At 39.2% G+C, this 19,807-nt stretch carries 13 protein-coding genes; 4 read left to right on the forward strand and 9 right to left on the reverse strand.

Translation table 11 applies throughout. The annotated features are described in order from the left end of the window. Window positions 1-61: 61 nt before the first annotated feature. Together ACN1CD_RS06925 and ACN1CD_RS06930 are read right to left on the reverse strand one after the other, a co-directional pair. A complete protein-coding gene (locus ACN1CD_RS06925; protein ID WP_419129654.1) occupies window positions 62-2,347 on the reverse strand; it encodes a Tex family protein in 2,286 nt (761 codons plus the stop codon). Between the two features lie 230 nt (window positions 2,348-2,577). Then, window positions 2,578-3,279 carry an SAM-dependent methyltransferase gene (locus ACN1CD_RS06930; protein WP_320462387.1) on the reverse strand — a complete coding sequence of 234 codons (702 nt, stop codon included), beginning with the start codon at window positions 3,277-3,279 and terminating at the stop codon, window positions 2,578-2,580. 277 nt (window positions 3,280-3,556) lie between these two features. Here ACN1CD_RS06930 and ACN1CD_RS06935 point away from each other — a divergent pair, with 277 nt between their 5' ends. After that, window positions 3,557-5,158 (forward strand): DUF6600 domain-containing protein, encoded by a 1,602-nt coding sequence (locus ACN1CD_RS06935; RefSeq protein ID WP_419129656.1) that lies wholly within the window; start codon window positions 3,557-3,559, stop codon window positions 5,156-5,158. A gap of 1,470 nt (window positions 5,159-6,628) precedes the next feature. On the opposite strand, the gene ACN1CD_RS06940 is transcribed toward ACN1CD_RS06935, so the two are convergent. After that, the gene (locus ACN1CD_RS06940) at window positions 6,629-7,255 is read right to left on the reverse strand and encodes an HAD family hydrolase (RefSeq protein ID WP_419129658.1); all 627 of its coding nucleotides are present in this window, start codon (window positions 7,253-7,255) and stop codon (window positions 6,629-6,631) included. A gap of 79 nt (window positions 7,256-7,334) precedes the next feature. Here ACN1CD_RS06940 and ACN1CD_RS06945 point away from each other — a divergent pair, with 79 nt between their 5' ends. The 3 genes from ACN1CD_RS06945 to ACN1CD_RS06955 all read left to right on the forward strand — a co-directional run bounded on the left by ACN1CD_RS06945 (window position 7,335) and on the right by ACN1CD_RS06955 (window position 9,945). After that, window positions 7,335-7,562 (forward strand): YtxH domain-containing protein, encoded by a 228-nt coding sequence (locus tag ACN1CD_RS06945; RefSeq protein WP_154281418.1) that lies wholly within the window; start codon window positions 7,335-7,337, stop codon window positions 7,560-7,562. Between the two features lie 63 nt (window positions 7,563-7,625). Next, window positions 7,626-9,023: an MBL fold metallo-hydrolase RNA specificity domain-containing protein gene (locus tag ACN1CD_RS06950; RefSeq protein WP_419129659.1), complete on the forward strand. Its 1,398-nt coding sequence runs from the start codon at window positions 7,626-7,628 to the stop codon at window positions 9,021-9,023. Between the two features lie 238 nt (window positions 9,024-9,261). Further along, complete coding sequence (locus ACN1CD_RS06955) at window positions 9,262-9,945, forward strand: class I SAM-dependent methyltransferase (RefSeq protein ID WP_419129660.1); 684 nt, start codon at window positions 9,262-9,264, stop codon at window positions 9,943-9,945. Between the two features lie 29 nt (window positions 9,946-9,974). Here the strand turns inward: ACN1CD_RS06955 and ACN1CD_RS06960 are convergent, their stop codons facing one another. The 6 genes from ACN1CD_RS06960 to ACN1CD_RS06985 all read right to left on the reverse strand — a co-directional run bounded on the left by ACN1CD_RS06960 (window position 9,975) and on the right by ACN1CD_RS06985 (window position 19,798). Beyond that, window positions 9,975-12,749, reverse strand: coding sequence for an outer membrane beta-barrel protein (locus tag ACN1CD_RS06960; RefSeq protein ID WP_419129661.1), 2,775 nt, complete (start codon window positions 12,747-12,749; stop codon window positions 9,975-9,977). 377 nt (window positions 12,750-13,126) lie between these two features. Continuing rightward, window positions 13,127-14,269: a M28 family metallopeptidase gene (locus ACN1CD_RS06965; protein WP_419129662.1), complete on the reverse strand. Its 1,143-nt coding sequence runs from the start codon at window positions 14,267-14,269 to the stop codon at window positions 13,127-13,129. A 119-nt stretch (window positions 14,270-14,388) separates the two neighbouring features. After that, a complete protein-coding gene (locus ACN1CD_RS06970; protein ID WP_419129664.1) occupies window positions 14,389-15,309 on the reverse strand; it encodes a DUF6607 family protein in 921 nt (306 codons plus the stop codon). Window positions 15,310-15,337: 28 nt separating this feature from the next. Then, a complete protein-coding gene (locus ACN1CD_RS06975) occupies window positions 15,338-16,537 on the reverse strand; it encodes a PepSY-associated TM helix domain-containing protein (protein WP_419129665.1) in 1,200 nt (399 codons plus the stop codon). A 73-nt stretch (window positions 16,538-16,610) separates the two neighbouring features. Further along, window positions 16,611-17,321 carry a DUF4198 domain-containing protein gene (locus tag ACN1CD_RS06980; RefSeq protein ID WP_419129666.1) on the reverse strand — a complete coding sequence of 237 codons (711 nt, stop codon included), beginning with the start codon at window positions 17,319-17,321 and terminating at the stop codon, window positions 16,611-16,613. A 62-nt stretch (window positions 17,322-17,383) separates the two neighbouring features. Beyond that, window positions 17,384-19,798, reverse strand: coding sequence for a TonB-dependent siderophore receptor (locus ACN1CD_RS06985; RefSeq protein WP_419129667.1), 2,415 nt, complete (start codon window positions 19,796-19,798; stop codon window positions 17,384-17,386). Between the last annotated feature and the right edge of the window lie 9 nt (window positions 19,799-19,807).

Consider the following 19,807-nt stretch of genomic DNA (forward strand, 5'->3'; position numbering starts at 1 on the left):
AAAACAAGAAAGCCTTTTTTAATGCATTTTGTGCTTAATTTTGTTTTCCTGTATAGAGCTGTTATTTAAACATCCCCTTCAACTTCGCAAGTTTCTCCTGCAAATCCCCATCAGCATCCTTTTTTGCTTGTTGTTGAGGTTTCGGCGAATAATTCTTTGCTCCTTGCTCTTTATTCCTTGCTCTTTCTGGCTGCTGGCTTTGGTTTTTCGGCTTTAAGCTTTCTTCCGTTTTCATCGATAGCGAAATCCGTTTACGGGCGGCATCAACTTCCATTACGGTTACTTCTACCTTCTGATGAACCTTTACCACATCATTTGCGTTAGCCACAAAACGGTTTGCCAACTGACTGGTGTGTACCAAACCGTCCTGGTGAACGCCGATATCTACAAAAGCGCCAAAATTGGTGATGTTGGTTACAATTCCAGGCAGCTTCATGCCGATTCTAAGATCTGAAATCTCATTTACGCCATCTGTAAAACTAAATGCTTCAAATTGATCACGCGGATCGCGGCCAGGCTTCGCCAATTCTTTCAAAATATCATTTAACGTAGGCAAGCCAATTTCTTCCGTAACGTATTGTTGTGGTTTAATTTGCTTTTGCAACTGCTGATCTTTCATCAATGCAGAAACCGTTGTGCCCAGATCTTTAGCCATGCGATCAACCACGGCATAACGTTCGGGGTGTACACCACTCGTATCTAAAACATTTTCCGCATTGCGGATGCGTAGGAAACCAGCGGCTTGCTCGAAAGCCTTATCACCTAAACGAGGAACTTTCTTCAGGCTCGCCCGATTTTTAAAAGCACCATTGCTATTTCTATAATCAACGATGTTTTGTGCTAAAGTTGGTCCTAAGCCTGAAACGTAAGCCAGAATCTCTTTCGAAGCGGTATTTAATTCTACACCGACAGCGTTTACGGCGCTAATTACAGTGTCATCTAGGCTGGCTTGTAATTTATTCTGATCTACATCGTGCTGGTATTGCCCAACACCGATAGATTTTGGATCGATTTTTACCAATTCAGCCAGTGGATCCATCAAACGACGGCCAATTGATACAGCACCTCGAACGGTAATATCCTGAGTTGGAAATTCCGCTCTGGCCACTTCTGAAGCCGAATAAATGGATGCACCACTTTCATTCACCATCACTATGGTAACATTCGGCAAGTTTAAACCTCGAACAAAAGATTCGGTTTCTCTGCCCGCTGTGCCATTACCAATTGCAATGGCTTCAATTTCATGTTTTTCGCAAAGCTGTTGGATCGTAGCGGCAGCATTTTTTACATTTCCTTGTCCTGTGTGTGGATAAATGGCTGTGTTTTCCAATAACTGACCCTGCTTATCTAAACATACTACCTTACAGCCTGTGCGGAACCCCGGATCGATAGCCAATACATTTTTTTGCCCCATTGGTGCTGCCAATAATAACTGACGGGCATTTTCTGCAAAAACTTTGATGGCTTCTTCATCTGCTTTTTGCTTGGTTAATACCCGAAGTTCAGTTTCCATTGCTGGCTCTAATAATCGTTTGTAACCATCTTCTAAAGCTTGTTGAACTTGTTTTGATGCAGCATTGTTTGCTGTAATAAATTGATTTTCAAGAATGGCAACTGCATCTTCAGCGGGAGGCAAAGCATCTAACCTTAAAATTAATTCTTTCTCGCCACGGCGCATAGCCAGAACACGGTGCGATGCTGCTGTTTTCACTGGCTCGTTCCACTCGAAATAATCTTTATACTTTATGCCTTCCTCTTCTTTTCCCTTAATCACTTCTGCTTTGAAAACCGCTTTCTCCTGAAAGTAAGAACGCATCTTTGTTCTTGCTTCGGCATTTTCAGAAATCATTTCTGCAATGATATCCCTTGCACCAGCCAATGCTTCTTCAATGGCGTTAACACCTTTTTCTGCATCAATAAATTTATCCGCTTCAGCATCTAAATCAAAATTTTTCTGATCGAAAATTTGTAATGCCAAAGGTTCCAAGCCCTTTTCTCTCGCTACAGAAGCACGGGTTTTGCGTTTCGGTTTGTATGGAAGATAGATGTCTTCTAAAAGCGAAATTGTTTCAGCCTGATTAATTTGTTTTTCCAGTTCTGGTGTTAATTTGCCCAGGTCTGTCATCGATTTTAAAATGGCTTCACGGCGTTTATCTAAATCGCGTAATTGCAAAACCCTATCGCGAATGGCAGCCACTTCAACTTCATCCAAACTGCCGGTTAATTCTTTACGGTAACGGGAAATGAAGGGCACTGTTGCACCCTCATCCAATAAGCTTACAGTTGCCGTAACCTGCTTTTCTGCAATTTTTAATTCTGCAGCAATGATTTTATGATGAGCTAACATATTCTTTTTTCAAATTTCAAGGGAGCAAAGCTAGTTAGGATTTGCGGAAATCAAGGCTTTTTAAAATCAAGTTTTCCACCAAAAAATGTGAGGAAAATTTTTGGAATAACTGATGCGTTTTTTTAAGAACAGCTTTGACAACTTTCTTTATAGTGCGCTATAAAAGTTGTCAAAGCTTAAAAACTGCTTTATCCGGTTTGGATATTTTTGGTGACTTTACTTATTCAAGATTAATACAATAAAAATATGGTAGGCTTTTTATGAAGATCTATTTCTTCTTTCCGCCAGTTGTATACGCTTTGGGTTTTGATATACTCATCTTCGCCAGTTAGATTGCTGGCTACACAGATTTGTGTGTTTGGTTTACAGCTTTTTAATACTTCTTCAAAGAGTTGGTTGTTCCGGAAAGGGGTTTCGATAAATATCTGAGTTTGCTTATAGCGACTTGCTGATAAATCTAAATCTTTAATGCGTTTAGTACGTTGTTCCTTATCAATGGGTAAATAACCCCAGAAAGCAAAACTTTGTCCGTTAAAACCAGAGGCCATTAAAGCCAGAAGAATTGAACTCGGACCAACCAATGGAACTACTTTAATCCCACGTTTGTGGGCTTCAGCAACAATATCTGCTCCGGGATCTGCAATACCCGGGCAACCTGCTTCACTCATTAAGCCAACATCTTTACCAGCAGCAAGCTCCACAAAAAACTGCCCTAAATCGGTGCGGTTATGTTTTCCGTAATCATGAACGATTAAATCCTTTTGGGCTGTTTTCAAGCCGGCTTCCTTTAAAAACCGACGTGCTGTTTTACTATTTTCTACAATATAAGTATCAATCTGGTTAATGGTATCAACCAGATAAGGGGTATAGGTTTTATGTGCTGCCTCTTCTGCCAGAGGAACAGGAATAAGATATAAGGTGCCGTTTTGCATGGTACAAAAATACTTACAATAAATAGGATTTAAGTTTTAAAATTTAATGTGGTGGCGGTATAATCTTTTTTAGAACCAAAGGTGTAGCAAATTTTATTTTAAGATGACTGCTTTTCTGCACAATTGTAAACAGCTTAAGTCGTTATATAAGAGTTAAATATAGCCTTGGGAGCGTTATTTAGAAGAAAACTAATAAACTATGCAAGCATATTAAACCTTGTATATTTTTGGTTCTCTAATTGATACACACAAATTAGGTTATTAAATAAACACACAAATGAAAACACTGAAAAAATCGGCGATTGTGCTGGGGCTTTTTGCGCTCCTCGCCGGAACCACCACCTTAGTCAGGGCACAAGACTATCAAAACGATTACCAGGATGATGGTTATAGCACTGGTAACGTTTCATTGCAAACATTTTATGATGAACTTACGCCTTATGGAACCTGGATTCAGGATCCGCAATATGGTTATGTTTGGCGCCCGGATGTAGATCAGAGTGATTTTCGTCCGTATTACACTAATGGACGTTGGGCAATGACAGAATATGGCAATACCTGGGTTTCCAATTACGATTGGGGCTGGGCACCTTTCCACTATGGCCGTTGGGTAATTAACAGCTATCGCCAATGGATCTGGTTGCCTGATACCAACTGGGGACCAGCCTGGGTAGATTGGAGAAGTGGCGATGGTTATTATGGTTGGGCACCAATGGCACCAAGTATCAACATTAATTTAAGTTTTGGTCGTCGTTATTCGGTACCTGAATTTTGCTGGAACTTTATTCCACAACGTAATATCTATATTAATACTTTTCCAAGGTATGATTATGGTAGAAACAATGTTTACATCCGCAATACAACCATTATTAACAACACTTATGTTTACAACAGAAGAAGTTATTATGGCGGGCCAAGAATGGAAGATATCAGACGTGCAACTAACCGTAATGTAACTGTATATCGTTTTGATCAGAGCAGCAGACCTGGAGCGAGCAGGGTTGGCAGTAGGGAAGTATCTATTTACAGACCAAGACCGGAACGTAATGCGGTAAATAATCGCAGTGCGGCACCAAGAAAGTTTGAACAGGGAAATGCAGGAATTAGTCGTGGTGGAAGAAATGATAACAATGTAAGCCGTGATCAGAGAGGAAATAATAATGAGCAGCGAGGTAACAATGATAACCGTTTCGGATCGAGAAATGATAACCGCACTAGTCAACAAAACCGCGGCAATGATGCAGGTGTAGGCCGTGATAACAATCAGCCAAATAATAGGGGTGAGGCTTACGACCGGAATTCAAATGGTAGAATTAGTCGTGGAAGTACCAATGGCATTGATCAAAGAAATGCACAGGAAAATATAAACAGAGGTCAGGATCAGCAGCGTTCAGAACAAATGCGTCAGCAACGTACTCAGCAAGATCGGATGAGTCAGGATCAGCAACGTGCGCAACGCGATATGCAAATGCAACAGCAAAGAGGCCAGGCCGATCAGCAAATGGAGCAACAAAGAACTCAGCGTAATGAGCAAATGCAGCAACAACGCAACCAGCAGGTAGAACAACAACGTTCGCAGCAAATGGAGCAACAAAGAACTCAGCGTAATGAGCAGATGCAGCAACAACGCAACCAACAAGTAGAACAACAACGTTCGCAGCAAGCCCAGGCTCAACAACAAGAAAGAGCCCAGCGTGATGCACAAGCGCAACAACAGCGTTCGCAACAAATGGAGCAACAAAGATCGCAGCGTAACGAGCAAATGCAACAAAGACAGGAGCAAAGAAGAACAGAACAGGCGCAACCACAACAAAGAGGAAGTAGTGAAAGAAGCAGCTCTGAAGGTGGTGGAAGACCATCCCGAGGAGGAAGAGGATAAATTGAAAAATCCCGGCTTTCACCGGGATTTTTTTAATGAAGTTCAAAAGTTTGTGGTTTAATCTTTATGTTTTCTTCTTCCAACATTTCCTAGGTCATATAGCTGGGCAGTAATAGGGCGGAATTAAATACATTAGCTTTCTTTCTGCCTATGGTTCTGAGTTTGATGAACGGTGGGTTAAAGCTGTCGTCCTCCTGAACTTGATTCAGGACCTATTTATCGATATGATTGACGTCAATGGTAGCGCAGAGAAGGATTCCCGCGTTTTTGCCTGCTACCATCATTTAACACCGGGCTTTTTTAATTTACTAGCTGCGAAAATTTCTTATTACACATTATTTCTCCTTCGGAGAAAGTATCGATAGGTGGATAGAGGCTATTTTGCCGCTGCGCTTGGCTTGCCTCGGCTAGCCGCCGAAGGGCTTTCTTCTTTTTCTTAACAAAAAGAAGCAAAAGTCAAGGCTTGGTCTTGATGTTGGATTAGCTCGTCGAAATTTAAATGGCGGTAGCGCAAGGGCTCGATTTGATTTGTAATAAAGATTTTTTTAAAGAGCCGTTCGCGCTACCTTGGGTTAGGTGTATTTGAACAGTAGTGCAAAAATTTCAACGGCTTCTCCTTCCATCAACTCCTATGCCGGATGGCAGGGTGGAAATAGCAGGGTGCAATTTTAGATTTATGTTTCTTTTTGATAGAAGTTTTTCCCAATCACATGAACGATGGGTTAAAGCGGACGTCTTCCTGAACTTGATTCAAGACCTATGTTTTAATATTATTTATTTCAATTGCTAGCTGCTAAAATTTCTTATTACACATTATTTATCCTTCGGAGAAAGTATCGATAGGTGGATGGAGGCTATTTTGCCGCTGCGCTTGCCTCCGAAGGGCTTTCTTCTTTTTCTTAACAAAAAGAAGCAGAAGTCAAGGCTTGGAACTGATGTTGGATAAATTCGTTAAAGCTTAATTTCAGCAGCACAAGCACCCGATGAAAAATCGGGAGAATAGGCGCTACCTTGGGTTGTAGTGGTATGAAAGATTGAGGAAGAAGCTTTAAAGTTTTCTCCTTCCATAATTTCCTGGGCCGGATAGCGAGATGGCCATAGCAGGGCAGTAATAGCTACATTGTTATCCAGAGCATAGCGAAGGATTTTCGCGTTTTTACCTGCGAAATCTGTTTCAATACAAAGCCTTTTTTAGACATTTCATAAACGGTGGGTTAAAGCGGTCGTCTTCCTGAACTTGATTCAGGACCTATTTATAAATATTTTGCTATTTATTCATCTCTCCATTATCCTAATCCTGTAGAAAGGCTTGCAAAAAACTTATTAATGTTTCGACAAGCTACGATTAACGTAATTTATTAATAACTAAAAATCAATTAATTACGAAAATATCACTTATTGATTTTTATGAAATAAATTAACCTTCAACATGACAAATTTTAGTTGATATTCTGATAAGGCCATTACTTTCTACGACTGCCCGGCAGCCTGATGCAAATTATTCAAATCTATTCCTTTAAAAGTAGTTTCAGCATGCGGATATCGATTTTCGGGATCTAATAAAAAGGTTTCTATCCCCAATTCGAGTCCATATTTAATTTCGGATTCCGCATCATCTCCAATAATCAAAATTTCTGCTTTATTTAATTCATGTTGGTCGATAAGCTTTTGAAAAGCATCTTTTTTATTGGAAACCGTAACATCAACCACACAAACTTCTTCAAAATCATCAGCGATGCCCAGCATTTTTACTTTAGAGGTTTGCTGTTTGTAAAATCCAGCAGTTACGATAAATTTTCTTCCCTTCAATGCCTTTATCAAATGATAATCATCAGCTGGCTTTAATGGCTTTGTAACCGTTCGTGAACTTAGGTATGTAATAATATTTTCCATCGCTTCTTTCCTGAATCCATACTTTTCTGCAACTTTCTGGAAAGGGGTGCGTAACATTTCGCTTTTCGCGGCCTGAAATTGTTCCGTAGAAATTCCTAAATCCTGCTCTTCCAAAAATTGGTATAACCCACTCATGAGCTGTTCTTCGTTGGGTTTTGTAAAGTATATGGTATTATCTAAATCAATAAAAAATATTTGCTTCATTGTGGATTGGTTTTTGTAAGATAAAAAAAATAAAACACCTTATGGTGAAATATGTTTAACTAGATAAATAACTAAGACCATGAAAAAAGAGACAAAACTTATAGTAGGCGTATTAGCCGGAGCAGCATTAGGTGCAACCATCGCATTAGCATTATCTTCAGATTCTTCTAATGATATTAAAGGTAAATTATCAGATTTCTTTGCAGATCTTTTAGATGCCTCAAAAGACAAATTCGCTGGTTTAGCGGATAAAGCATCAGGTGTTGCTGATAAGGTAAAAGATAAAATTTCAGAAGTGAAAGGTTAAGAAATCAAAAATGCCGGAAATATCCGGCATTTTCTTTTCTTTGTATATTCTAACCATATCTAAATGAAGATTGCTTTTCATGGTGCCGCCCGCACAGTTACAGGTAGTAAGCACCTGATTACTTTAAAAAATAATACTCAAATATTATTAGATTGTGGCCTTTTCCAAGGAATGGGACACGTTACTGATAAACTAAATGACTATTTTGGTTTCGATGCCAAAAAAGTAACCTACCTTATTCTTTCTCACGCACATATTGATCATTGCGGTTTGCTTCCAAAGCTGGTAGCTGATGGCTTTAGTGGAAAAATTTTCTGCACAGCCGCAACAATGGATTTAGGCAGGATTTTAATGATGGATTCTGCGAAAATTCAGATGCAGGATGCTGATTTTTCCAATCGCCATTTGCACGAAGGCGAAGAAATGGAAGAAGCACTTTACACTGATGAAGACGTGACGAAAACATTAAGCCTGATGAAGATTGTGGAGTATGAAGAGGATTTCAAAATCGATGAAAACATCAGCCTGAAATTTACCGATGCCGGCCATATTTTGGGGAGCGCAGCCGTTCACTTAACCATTAAAGAAGATGAAAAAACTACACGCATCACTTTTTCTGGTGATGTAGGCCGTTATGGAGATTTGTTATTAAAAAGTCCGCAACATTTTGATCAGGCAGATTATATTTTGATGGAATCTACTTATGGCGATTCATTGCATAAAGACCTGGATCCGATCGAAAATATGCTGTTGGAGATCATTACCAATACCTGCGAGGTTAAAAAAGGAAAGATCATTATTCCTGCTTTTGCCGTTGGAAGAACACAAGAACTCCTTTACGCTTTAAATGGCCTGGAGCTTAAGGGCAAATTGCCTGATGTTCCTTATTATGTGGATAGTCCACTGTCTTCAAAAGCAACTGAAATTTTGAAAAGCCATCCGGAAGTTTACAACAATGGTGTTAAGGAGATTTTGAAGGTAGATCACGATATCTTTGGTTTTAAAGGCTTGCGATTTATTGAAAGTGTCGAAGAATCTAAAGCTTTAAATCAGGATCCAAGACCTTGTGTTATTATATCAGCCTCAGGAATGGCCGATGCCGGAAGAGTAAAACACCATATCCGGAACAATATTAATAATAATAAAAACACTATTTTAATGGTGGGTTATTGTGAACCCAACTCTCTCGGCGGACAGTTAATTGCTGGCAAAAAGGTTGTGGAGATTTTTAGAGATAAGCATGAAGTAAAAGCAGAAATTCAGTCGATTAAATCGATGAGTGCCCACGGTGATTATGAGGATTTGCTTAAATTTTTGTCTTGTCAGGACCCTGCGCAAGTAAAACAATTGTTTCTGGTTCATGGAGAATATGAAGTGCAACAACATTTTGCCACACGGTTGAAGGGGCATGGATTTAAACATGTTGCCATTCCGGAGTATCATCAGGAGTTTGAGATTTAGGGGAGATGCCTTCGGATTCATTACCTTCGGGTTGATTACACTGATGAGTTGATTACACAGATTTGGGGCGGTAGCTGATCGTCATCGTTGTTTGTTTTTGCCTTCGGGTTGATTACACAGATTTGAAGAATTGATTGTTGATTATCATTCTAAGTTTGGTTTTTATTCCCTATTCTTTACTCTTTTATCTTTGCTCCTTAATCCTTTCTCTTCGTTCCTTTCTTCCTATCTTTGCAATATGGATGTTTTTGGCAAAGCGCTTACTGATATTTACGAAACCGGCGAAGCCGATACACTTTGGTTGCACAATTCTTACGGCGAACCAGAAGAAATGCCTTTAGAATTTTTCTTTCGTGATGATGAAGATATGCCTGTTTTAGAACTTCATGCTTTACACATGTGTGAAGGAAAAGTTTTAGATATCGGGGCGGGTGTTGGGAGCCACGCTTTACTTTTGCAGGCCTTTAATATTGACGTTACAGCCATTGATATTTCAGCGGCAGGTGTTAAAATTATGAAAGACCGCGGTGTGAAAAAAGCCTTGCTTCGGGATGTATTCACTTATAAGGAAAGGTTTGATACCATTTTAATGCTGATGAATGGCATCGGTTTAACCGGAACATTGTTGGGCTTTAAAGATTTTCTGATTAAAATAAAAGATTTGCTTAATCCCGGTGGACAAGTGATTTTCGATTCGTCTGATATCGCTTATTTATATGAAGATATGCCAAAACCGCAGAATCAATATTACGGTGAAGTTTCTTATCAATATGAATACAAAGGCGAAAAAGGCAATTGGTTCAACTGGATTTATATCGATGAAGAAACCATTAAGGCAATCGCAGACGAGACAGGCTGGAATTGTGAAACAATTTTCGATGATGGTGAAGACCAGTATTTGATAAAGCTAACCTTAGCATAAATTCGTCTCGCAATTACGATCTGGCAAATTTAAAAATTAAACATTGTTTGCCTTCCACCAACTTTTTGTCCGAAGTTTTGAATGTTATAAGTTAACGTTAACATTCCATACCTGCCTAAATTATTGCTTTGAGAATCAATGATACTGTTTCCTGTGATTTGGATATTACGGCGCACATTACTTTGCAAGATATCATTTACAGAAAATTTTAATTGCGCCCTGTCGTTCTTCAAAAATAAGTAGGTAACTGCTGCATTCCAAAGTTTAATGTTGTTGTTATAGCCTGTAATTTGCTGGCCGTTTATGGTAAGGGCGTAGGAGGTTTCAAAAACAACCTTTTTAGGGTATCTGATGATCAGTTCTGAAGAACTATTATGCGTATTGTAGCTCAGGTTGGTGTAAAAGCTATCATCATAATGGCTGCGGTTTAAATTCATAGAATAGGTTTGGTTAATTTCTACGAAATCATTGAAGTTTACCCTCAAATTGCCATTCGGCCCGAGATAATAAACATCTGCATTGCTTCGGATATTATTAATAATCACTGGAGAATGATCAAAATTTATCCAGAAACCAAGGCCGGCTTTTAAGGTTGTTTTGTTGATTTTAAAATCTTTCGATCCATTTGCGCCGCCATAGAAGTTATAAATACCGCTTGCATTAATGGGCGTAATCATCTGAACGCCATTATTTATCGTAGTGGTATTGATGATGCCGTTTTTAGTAAAGTTTCCGTATCCGTACAAGTTATAATTGATGAGGCTTTTAGGGTCGTACTTATACATGTTCAACCTCAGGGTTTGCATTCTGGCCGGAACGAGGTTAGGATTTCCATTTCTAATGTATAAGGCATTGGTGTTATCGGCTACTGGTTGCAGGTAATTTACATCTGGTTCGGTAAATTGTGCTGAATAATTTATGGTAAGAATTTTGTATTTAACTGTTAGTGTTGGCCAAACGAAATTGAATCGTTGATCAATATCACTTCCTGTGGTGAAACGATTATTTAGCGAAATGTAGTTCTGCACAAAGCCGGGTTGCACATATAAATCTTTATTAATTTTATAGCGGAAACTAATGTTTGCGTTGGTTTTAAAGCCGGTTTGCTTTACGGTTTGTGTAAGATTTGGTATAACAATATCATACAATTGGTTGGCTGGATTTCTATAAAAAGTTCCCAGTGCATTTTCATTATTGATGATGTTACCGCTTAAATCAATCTTAAAATTGAGCTTTTTTGTAATCGGTTCAGTAAAATTGGTGTAAATATAAGTCTTCAGGTTTTCAATCGAATTGTTCCTCAACTGATCTATTTCATTGCTCGATGGCGTTAAAAAGAATCTGCTGTTGCTGCGGTTATAGGTCAGAATTGGGTTTGGGTTATAAGATCCATCAATACCGAGATTGAATGATCTGCCCGCTTTCTTGAAATCTTTACTATAATCGGCAATTAACTGATATTTATTGTTTGATGAATTTCTATCATTCAGGTTTTGCAAAGTATTGATCAACTGTCCGTTTGCATTATTGTTGGCTGAGAATATTGTGCTTACTGCATTATTCGAGCTTAAAATTATCGCGGGCTCAATGGTTAATTGCGTTAAAGAATCGATTTGCCAATCTATTTTACCTCGGATGTTATGTTTTAATGTTAAGGCACTTGTGTTTTCGTTTGCATTCGTAATTAAACGGTCGGCGCCTAAAGTCTGGTTGGTATTGGTCAGGCGCTCCAGGAGGTTGTCAGATTTTCCAAAGAAATATTGAGTATTTATTTTAAGACCTTTTTTCGTCATGGTATTGAAGTTAAAACCACCACCTGAAGAGGTTTGTACGCCACTGTAACTTCCTCCGAAACTGATTCCATTAAATTCGAAATAACCACCAGAGGTCATCATCATCGAGTTTACCCCACTTCGGTTAAAGCCACCAATCCGTTGTACGTCATTAGGGTTAAAACCGGGTTGGTTAATGTTGTTACCGTAGGCCAGCACACTCACTTGCGTGGTATCCCTGAAAAAGTTCATCAATCCGCCAACCTGATAGAGATTCTTAATGCCAGCGCCGGCATACATTTTTCCAAAGGCTCCTTTTTTAATTGCCCTCTTTAATTTCAAATTGATGATCTGTGGAATATCTGCTGCCGTTAAATCAGGATCGCGTCGCTTCGCCTGTTTATCATCCACTACCTGAATCTTATCTATAATATTTGCAGGCAGATTTTTAGTGGCAATTTGTTGGTCGCCACCAAAGAATTCTTTCCCATCAACCAGAATTTTACTTACCGTTTTCCCGTTTACCTGGATGGAACCATCTGCTGCAATCTGTACACCGGGCAACTTTTTTAACAAATCTTCCACCACAGCTGATGGTAAAGTTTTAAAAGACTCAGCATTAAATTCGATGGTATCCTTGCGAACAATTACTGGCGGCCGTTCTGCCGTGATTACGATTTCGTTTAGGTCATTAGATTTTGTGGATAAATAGAGTGTTCCTAAATCCACTGTTGGTTTTTCTGTGGTTAGTGCTACATCCTTCCGGAACGTACCGTATTGCCAGGCGGTAATAATCAATCGATATTTAACGCCGATTGCCAGGTTATTAATTTTAAAAGTTCCCTTGTCATCAGAAAGTTTATAGGTGCTGAGTACACTGTCTCCAACTTTATAGACCGAAACGGTAGCATAATTTAGCGTAGTTTTATGGTTAGCGCTATCTGCCAGAATTCCAGTGATGCTTCCATTTTTTTGCGCGAGAAGATTAAGAAATGCAAAGCAAAACGTAACCGAGAGTAGGAGTTTCTTCATATACGGACTAAATTATTTGTATCTGTTATTCGGCGTTTGTAAATGTGATGAACACTAAACAAAATTTGATGAAAAGCGCTTTTTGTTTGATTATATCATAGACGCTAAAAACCTGGAATGTTGCATTTCACTTAACAACTAAATATTTAGTTAAAAATAGTGTTGAATATTGAAATTTGCAAGAAATATCATAAAATATTGTTTTCATCATGAATCTGGTTTTGTAGATTCAAAGATGAAAAAGCCTGTGAAAGGGATATCTAATTATCCCAACGACTCAAATATTATCCGAAATTTGATAGTTACGATTTTCTAGTTTAGATAGCAGATGGGCAGATTGAGATCAGATTTTAAGGTATTTATCCTATAGAATGATTTTAGTGCATCATTTTCTTATTGAAATTAACGATCAGTTTGAACAAATCTTTATACTCAGAAAGTGGCAGTGTTTCGGGTTTATCAAATACATCATGATAGGCCGTAGGGCCACCTTGAGTATAAATGAAGAAAGCCGGAACACCTTTTTCCGTAAAAAAATAATGATCACTATTTGCTGCTTTTCCGCGTGGATTGATCTTCGAAATTAATTTTTGTTCGTCATTAATTTTGTTCAATAGTGAAAATGCTTTAGGGTAAACACTTGCATTAACAACGGTCATTCCGCTTTCACCAGTTCCAACCAAATCGAGGTTAATTAGGAACTTGATCTTGCTTAAAGGTATTAATGGGTTTTCAACGAAAAACCTTGAGCCGATTAAGCCGGCCTCTTCGCCTGCGAAACAGATGAAGCCAATGGAGTAGGGTTGCGGATTGGTTTTATAGTATTTTGCCAGGCTTAACAAAGTAGCTACGCCAGCGGCATTATCATTGGCGCCCGGGAAATAAGTATCTGCTCCCATTCCGCCTAAATGATCGTAATGGGCAGTAATCACTAACATGGAATCAGGATGTTTTGTGCCTTTTACGAAGCCGCAAACATTTGATGCACCAAAGTTTTCGATAAACTCGTTTTCTATATCGACTTTTATTTGCTTTGGAATGCCTGTGAAATGCTTATGGTTAATTTCAATTGTTGTTTCAGTTGAAACTTCGGTTGCAACAGACCAGGTAAGTTTATCTTTCAACTCCACTTTTAAATTTGGATTAGCTGCAAAATGTGTACTGTCGATTTTTTGCAAACTTCCATTTAGCTTCACTGTTGGGCTGGCATTGCTGATGATAAAGTCTTTCCCTGGCCTAAGTGCTTTACCATTAATCGTTACCAGCATTTTGCCTGGAAACGTATTTACAGGGAAAGAAAATTCCTGTTTAAAATTAGCACCCATCGGAGATAAACCAATCCTTTTATATTCAGCTGATAAAAAATCAGCAGCTTTTTTCATTCCATCCCTGGTGTAGCCTCGTCCCCAAAATACTGGCGCAGTTAAGGTATTAATGGTTTGGCGTACGTAGAGGGAATCCTGAGCAAAAGAGGTTGCCGATGAAAGGGTAAATAATAATAGGATGATGAGTTTTTTCATATACAGATACCTATTGCAAAGCTAATTGGAATTATGATATCTTTTTAATGAATAAATGATCAGTCATGGGATGAATATAGCTATAGTGCCAGGTATTCATCCGATGACTGATAAAAATCCTATTTTGCCAGATATGGCTGTAAGGCAGTTTTAACTTTTTCTTTATTTTGAGCGGAAGTCCATTTTTCTTTAATCGATTGATCGCCTAAAGAGAACAGTGTTTCATAAAGTAATTTATCTTTCACTTTTGTTTGTACCTTAAAATCAGTTGGCGTAGTTTTAGCTAAATCAGACCAAACCTCACGTACATCTGCCCAATAATTTTTCTGTGTATCCCACCATTTTTGAGCGTATTCAAATTTCTTCGGATCTATTTTTGTAAATTCTTCGTAGCCTTTTTCTACAGCTAATAGCTGATCACCTTGTGGCGTACGGAGCACTTTTTTATTGTCTTGTTCAAACATCCAACCTTCTTTAGTAATGGTAATTCTGCTGCCGCGGTTTAAAACATTATAATCTTTACGAACGGTAGATTCCCTTCTTGGGAGTGGAGAATCGGTTTCACTAGACCAGGCATCATGACCGCCAACATGGCTCCATGTTCCGTAGCCCTGGTAACGCGGGCTATCATCTACCTGATAAACTTTCTGTGTCCATTTTCCTTTCACCTCAGCGGGTGCTAAAGTTTTTTTCTTCCAGGCATTATCCTGGGTATAAAGCATAATGTCGGTATCTTCATATGTCCAGTCCTGGCGCCAATGTTTAATTACTGTGGAATCATTAATGGCTAACATATGCTGGATTACGATTCGTTTAGGCTCATCAACAATGGTTTCAGCCCATTCATTTCCATGACTGCGGTAAGGCTTGCTGAATTCGTAGGTTGGATTAGGAGAGGTTACTTCGCCGTAATTAAAATTCACTTTATAGAAGCCCGCGAGAGATTTAATAGCTTTTCGATCTTGCTCCAATTTATCCTGAGCATGCAGGTTAACCGTTAGTAGTGCTGTTAGCACGAAGAGAAGGTTTAAAATTTTCATTTTATATTTAGGGTTAAGGTTGTATTTATTAGTCCGCAACTGCGGGATTTTTCTTCTTTTTCTTTTTTCCCCACCAGATGATGAAACCTGTTATGGGTAAGCTTGCGGCGATGAAACTGCCGAAAAATGCCAGAATCTTTCCTGGTAAGCCCAATATTGCACCCACGTGGATATCGTAATTCATCCCGATCAGGGCTTCGCCAGCATTTTTATCAGATTGATTTTTACGGTGCAATAATTTCCCGGTATACTGATCGAATTGCAGCACATCAAAATTCCAGTAAGTTTCGTTGCCGTGGTAACCTGTTGCATAAATTGTTGCCGTTCCGCCTGCTGCGGGCGACATGCCAATTCTATCGAAGTCTTTAAACTTTACTTTTGCCGTGTTGAATGCTACATCAAAGGGATTCGTGGAAATCTTTTTTGTAGAATCTGATTTCACATCAGCTTGCACAGGCGGAGTGATACTTCTGGAAGCAACCACATAAACCGTAGTTTGGAACCATTGAAATGACCAAACCATTCCGGTAAGCGCCAACATTAAACAAATGATCATCACATAAAAGCCCAGCACATTGTGTAAATCATAATTGACCCTTTTGAATTTTGCACGCCACTTTACCTTAAAACTTTTATCGAAGTTGGATTTTTTAAGATTTTTCGGCCACCACATTACGATTCCTGAGATCAACAGGAATACAAAAATAAAAGTAGACCAGCCGATAATTTGCTGTCCGATGGGGTGGTTTATCAGAAAGCTCCAATGAAGCATTTTGATGATTGCAAAGAATTCGTATTTATGATCTGCAACCAGTGTTACTTTCCCATTGTAAGGGTTAATCAACACTAAATCGTAGTAATCTATGGAGTCGAAATACCAGAAAGCTTTTGGATCTCCGGCTTTGAAGGCGCCAAATTCCCAGGCCCGGTCTGCTTCTTTATAGGTAGAAATAAAGTTGATCTCTTTCTGGCCACCCAAAGCCTTTTCTGCAGTTTGCTTTAATACACTAAGCGGAACGGTTTGCAAGTTTTTAGGTGCCTCGACAAAGATTTCCTTCCTATGGATCAACTCCGTAATCTCTTTTTGGAAAGCAAAGATACAGCCGGTTATCCCCAGGTGAAAAACCACCAGACCAGATGCAATGCCAAGCCACAAGTGTAGCCAATCGCTGATTCTGCGGATCTTTGATTTAGTGGGTTTCTTTTTTATGGGTTGGTTTGGTGCCATCAATTTCGATTAATAAAAATAACCAATTGCCAGTTTTAGCTGCCAATTGGTTATCAATTGCTTTGGTTTTTCTTTAGTTAACCTGGGTAGTGTAAGTAACGAGATGCCAAACTTTTTCATAGTCTTTTCCGTTCAGCTTTCCGGCCGTTTTATCTTCTGTAAAAGCTTCTAAAAAGTAATTGCCCTTTGTTTCTGGTTTGAAGGTGAATTTTCCTTCTGCATCAGTTTCTGTAGGGATGGCTTTTCTTTCAGGGTTTACCAGGGTTAACTTTTGCTTTGCAAAAGGTGCTTTGTTGTAAATAACCTGATGCACTGATGATTCGCCAACTTTCAGAACATGCTTTTCTGGTCTGATGGTTAGCACAGCTTCTTCAGGGAAAGCCTCATTTATTTTCGAATTGCCAACGGCTACATCAGCAAAAGCATAATATTCAATTTTAGCTTTATCGTAAATATCAGCAACTTCGTGTACCACCGATAATTTGTAAGTACCATTCTGGTCTGGTGTAAAGGTTGCTTTGTAAAATCTTACATCCGGCGCAGCCGATAAAATCGTTGTTTTTCCATTTGGCGCGGTTAACACTAATTTAAAAGATTTTAAGTTGCTAAACCATTTCGCTGCAGAATCTGGCTCATTGGCTTCATATTCTCCAAAGAAAATTTTCACTTCCTGTGCTTGTCCCTTTTTTCCTGTTGATGAAGTTTCAATCCACATCGCGTGTGAAAAAGCACTGGTTATACTAAATGCTAAAAAGAAAAATAGTAATGATAATTTAGTTTTCATGTTATTCTGATTAAAGGATGAAGCCGGTAAAAACGATCTGAGCAATTTTTACCGACATAGTATTAAAATTTATAAGCTACAGTTACCCTGTAGTTTCTTGGTGCTTCCGCTTGCCACGAATATGCAGGTTGATTATAGTCTGGAGCGTTCCAATAGCTGGTGTAATAAGAGCCGCTGTACAGGTATTTATCCAAAAGGTTAAATGCATTTGCGTTGATTCTTAATTTCTTGTTTGCCCAGAATAAACCACCGTCTAGTTTAAAATAGTCTGGCAGGTTTTGCTCTGGATTGGAAGGGCTAAAGTTTGTTGTTGCACGATCTACCAGGTAAGTGAAACCACCAGAGATACCAAAGCCTTTTAATGCGCCGTTTTGTAAAGTATAAGTTAACCATGCATTTGAGGTATGTTTGGCAAAACCTGGAATTACCTGCCCTACAAAAAGTGTAGATTGTTGTACACCATCTGCAACTTTTGTTACTTTACCATCGGTGTAGGCATAATTGGCAATTAAGTTTAAGCCCTTTACAATTTCACCGCGTAAATCAAATTCAATTCCCTGCGCTCTTTTTTCGCCCACTACGATACTGAAATTTTCGCCGGCTGCGTTGAAAGGATCGGAGGCCAGTTCATTTTGTTTCATGATTCTGTAAACCGACAAGGTGGTATTCCAACGGCCATCAAACCAATCTTTTTTAATGCCAATTTCTTTGTTGTTTCCAGTGATGGGTTCAGCTGTAGAACCATCGCGCAGGAAGCCAGATTGTGGTGTAAAGGCTTCATCATATAGTGCGTAAACCGAAGTATTTTTATCAACTGATACACTTAAGCCAACTCTTGGCGTTACGTGCTTTGCCTTATCTGGCGCGCCTCCCCAGGCAGATTGACTTACGTAGGTATATCGGCCAGCAAGTGTTAACCTGATTCTATTATCCCAGAAGCCTAATTCATCCTGAAGGTAACCACTCAGGTATTTTGATCCCATTAAGCCACCTGCATTAATGGCCCTTTGTGCTAAGCTGGTGGTGCGATCGAAATTCGGATAGCCATTTGATGGGAAACCATAATTTGGATTAGCTAAATCGAATGGGGCAGATGGTAAATCTAAATCATGAGACTGACCCCAATCGGCGATATAATTTTTCTCACCGCCATCAAAACCAGCGAGGATTCTGTGTACAATTCCACCAGTTTTTACGGTACCATTAACGAATAACTGCGCTAATTTCATGGAACTTTCTGCATCCCAGATTCCTACGTTTCTGATTAGGGTTCCATTATTGTAAACTGCAGATGGCCATGAACTTGAACCTGTTTGCAAGTACTTGTAGTAGGCTGCTTGTGCCGTTAATTTCCAGTTTGCACCTAATTGCTGCTGAAGGTTTAAGGTTATGCTGTGATCATTAATGCGCGTAGGTTGCACACCTGGTTGCGTTAATGTAAAATCTCTTGGTAAGCTTGCATAGCCATTTGTACTGAACAAATAGTATGAACCTACTTCGGTCATTTTAGCATTTTGCAAAGTATATTCCGCCGTTAATTTTGTGGTTGGCGTAATTTGATAACTTAATACAGGCGCAAAGCTATAGCGATCGTTATGTTCGAAAGGTCTGAAAGATGCTTTGTTTTGTGCTGCTGCATTTAAGCGGAAGAGGAACTTTCCATCGGCTGTTAATTTATGATCAAGATCTATTGTTGTTCTGTATAAATCATAGCTTCCGGCCGTAAATGAAACTTCACCCTGGTTTAAACCTGTAGGCTTTTTGGTCACCACGTTATACATTCCGCTTGGGTCGCCGTTGCCGAGCATAAAGCCCGCCGGACCTTTTACAAATTCGATGTGATCTACAAAGCTCAGGTCTTCGGTAAGTGGACCCCAGTAAGATGAAACCACATTAAATCCATTCCGCATTGCCTGGATTTGCGAGCCCCTCATTAAAATATTGGTGTACATATCTCCCCAATGTTCCAGGCGAACAGCACCACTTACATTTCGGATTAAACCATCGCTCATGCTGATGATTTGTTGATCTTTGATGGCTTGGTTACTTACAATCTGGATGTTCTGTGGCGCTTCTAAAAGTGGTTCGTTAAGTCTTAGCGTTGCTGATGGCAAGCTTACCTTATACTTTTCGTTGATGCCTGCAATAGTTACATCTTCTAAAGCCTGATCATTTTCCTGCAGGATAAAGTTTATAACAATATTTTCACCAGCAGCTATTGTTACGCTTTTTTCTGAAGTATTAATGCCAACGGCTGATGCCTTAAGCGTGTAAGTGCCGGGTTTTACGCGGTTGATGGCATACTTTCCTTCATCATCAGTAGTAGCGCCCTGGCCTTTTCCTTTCAGCCCAACGTTAATATAGGCTGCAGGCTTACCGTTCGATGTGGTAACCTTTCCTTTGATCGATCCAAGTTGTTGTCCGAAAGAAATAATGCTGATGAGCAGCATCCCTGCTGTTAAACTAAAAATTTTCATTTTTTTCTA

The organism is Pedobacter sp. N23S346 (assembly GCF_048515415.1).
Lineage (GTDB): Bacteria > Bacteroidota > Bacteroidia > Sphingobacteriales > Sphingobacteriaceae > Pedobacter.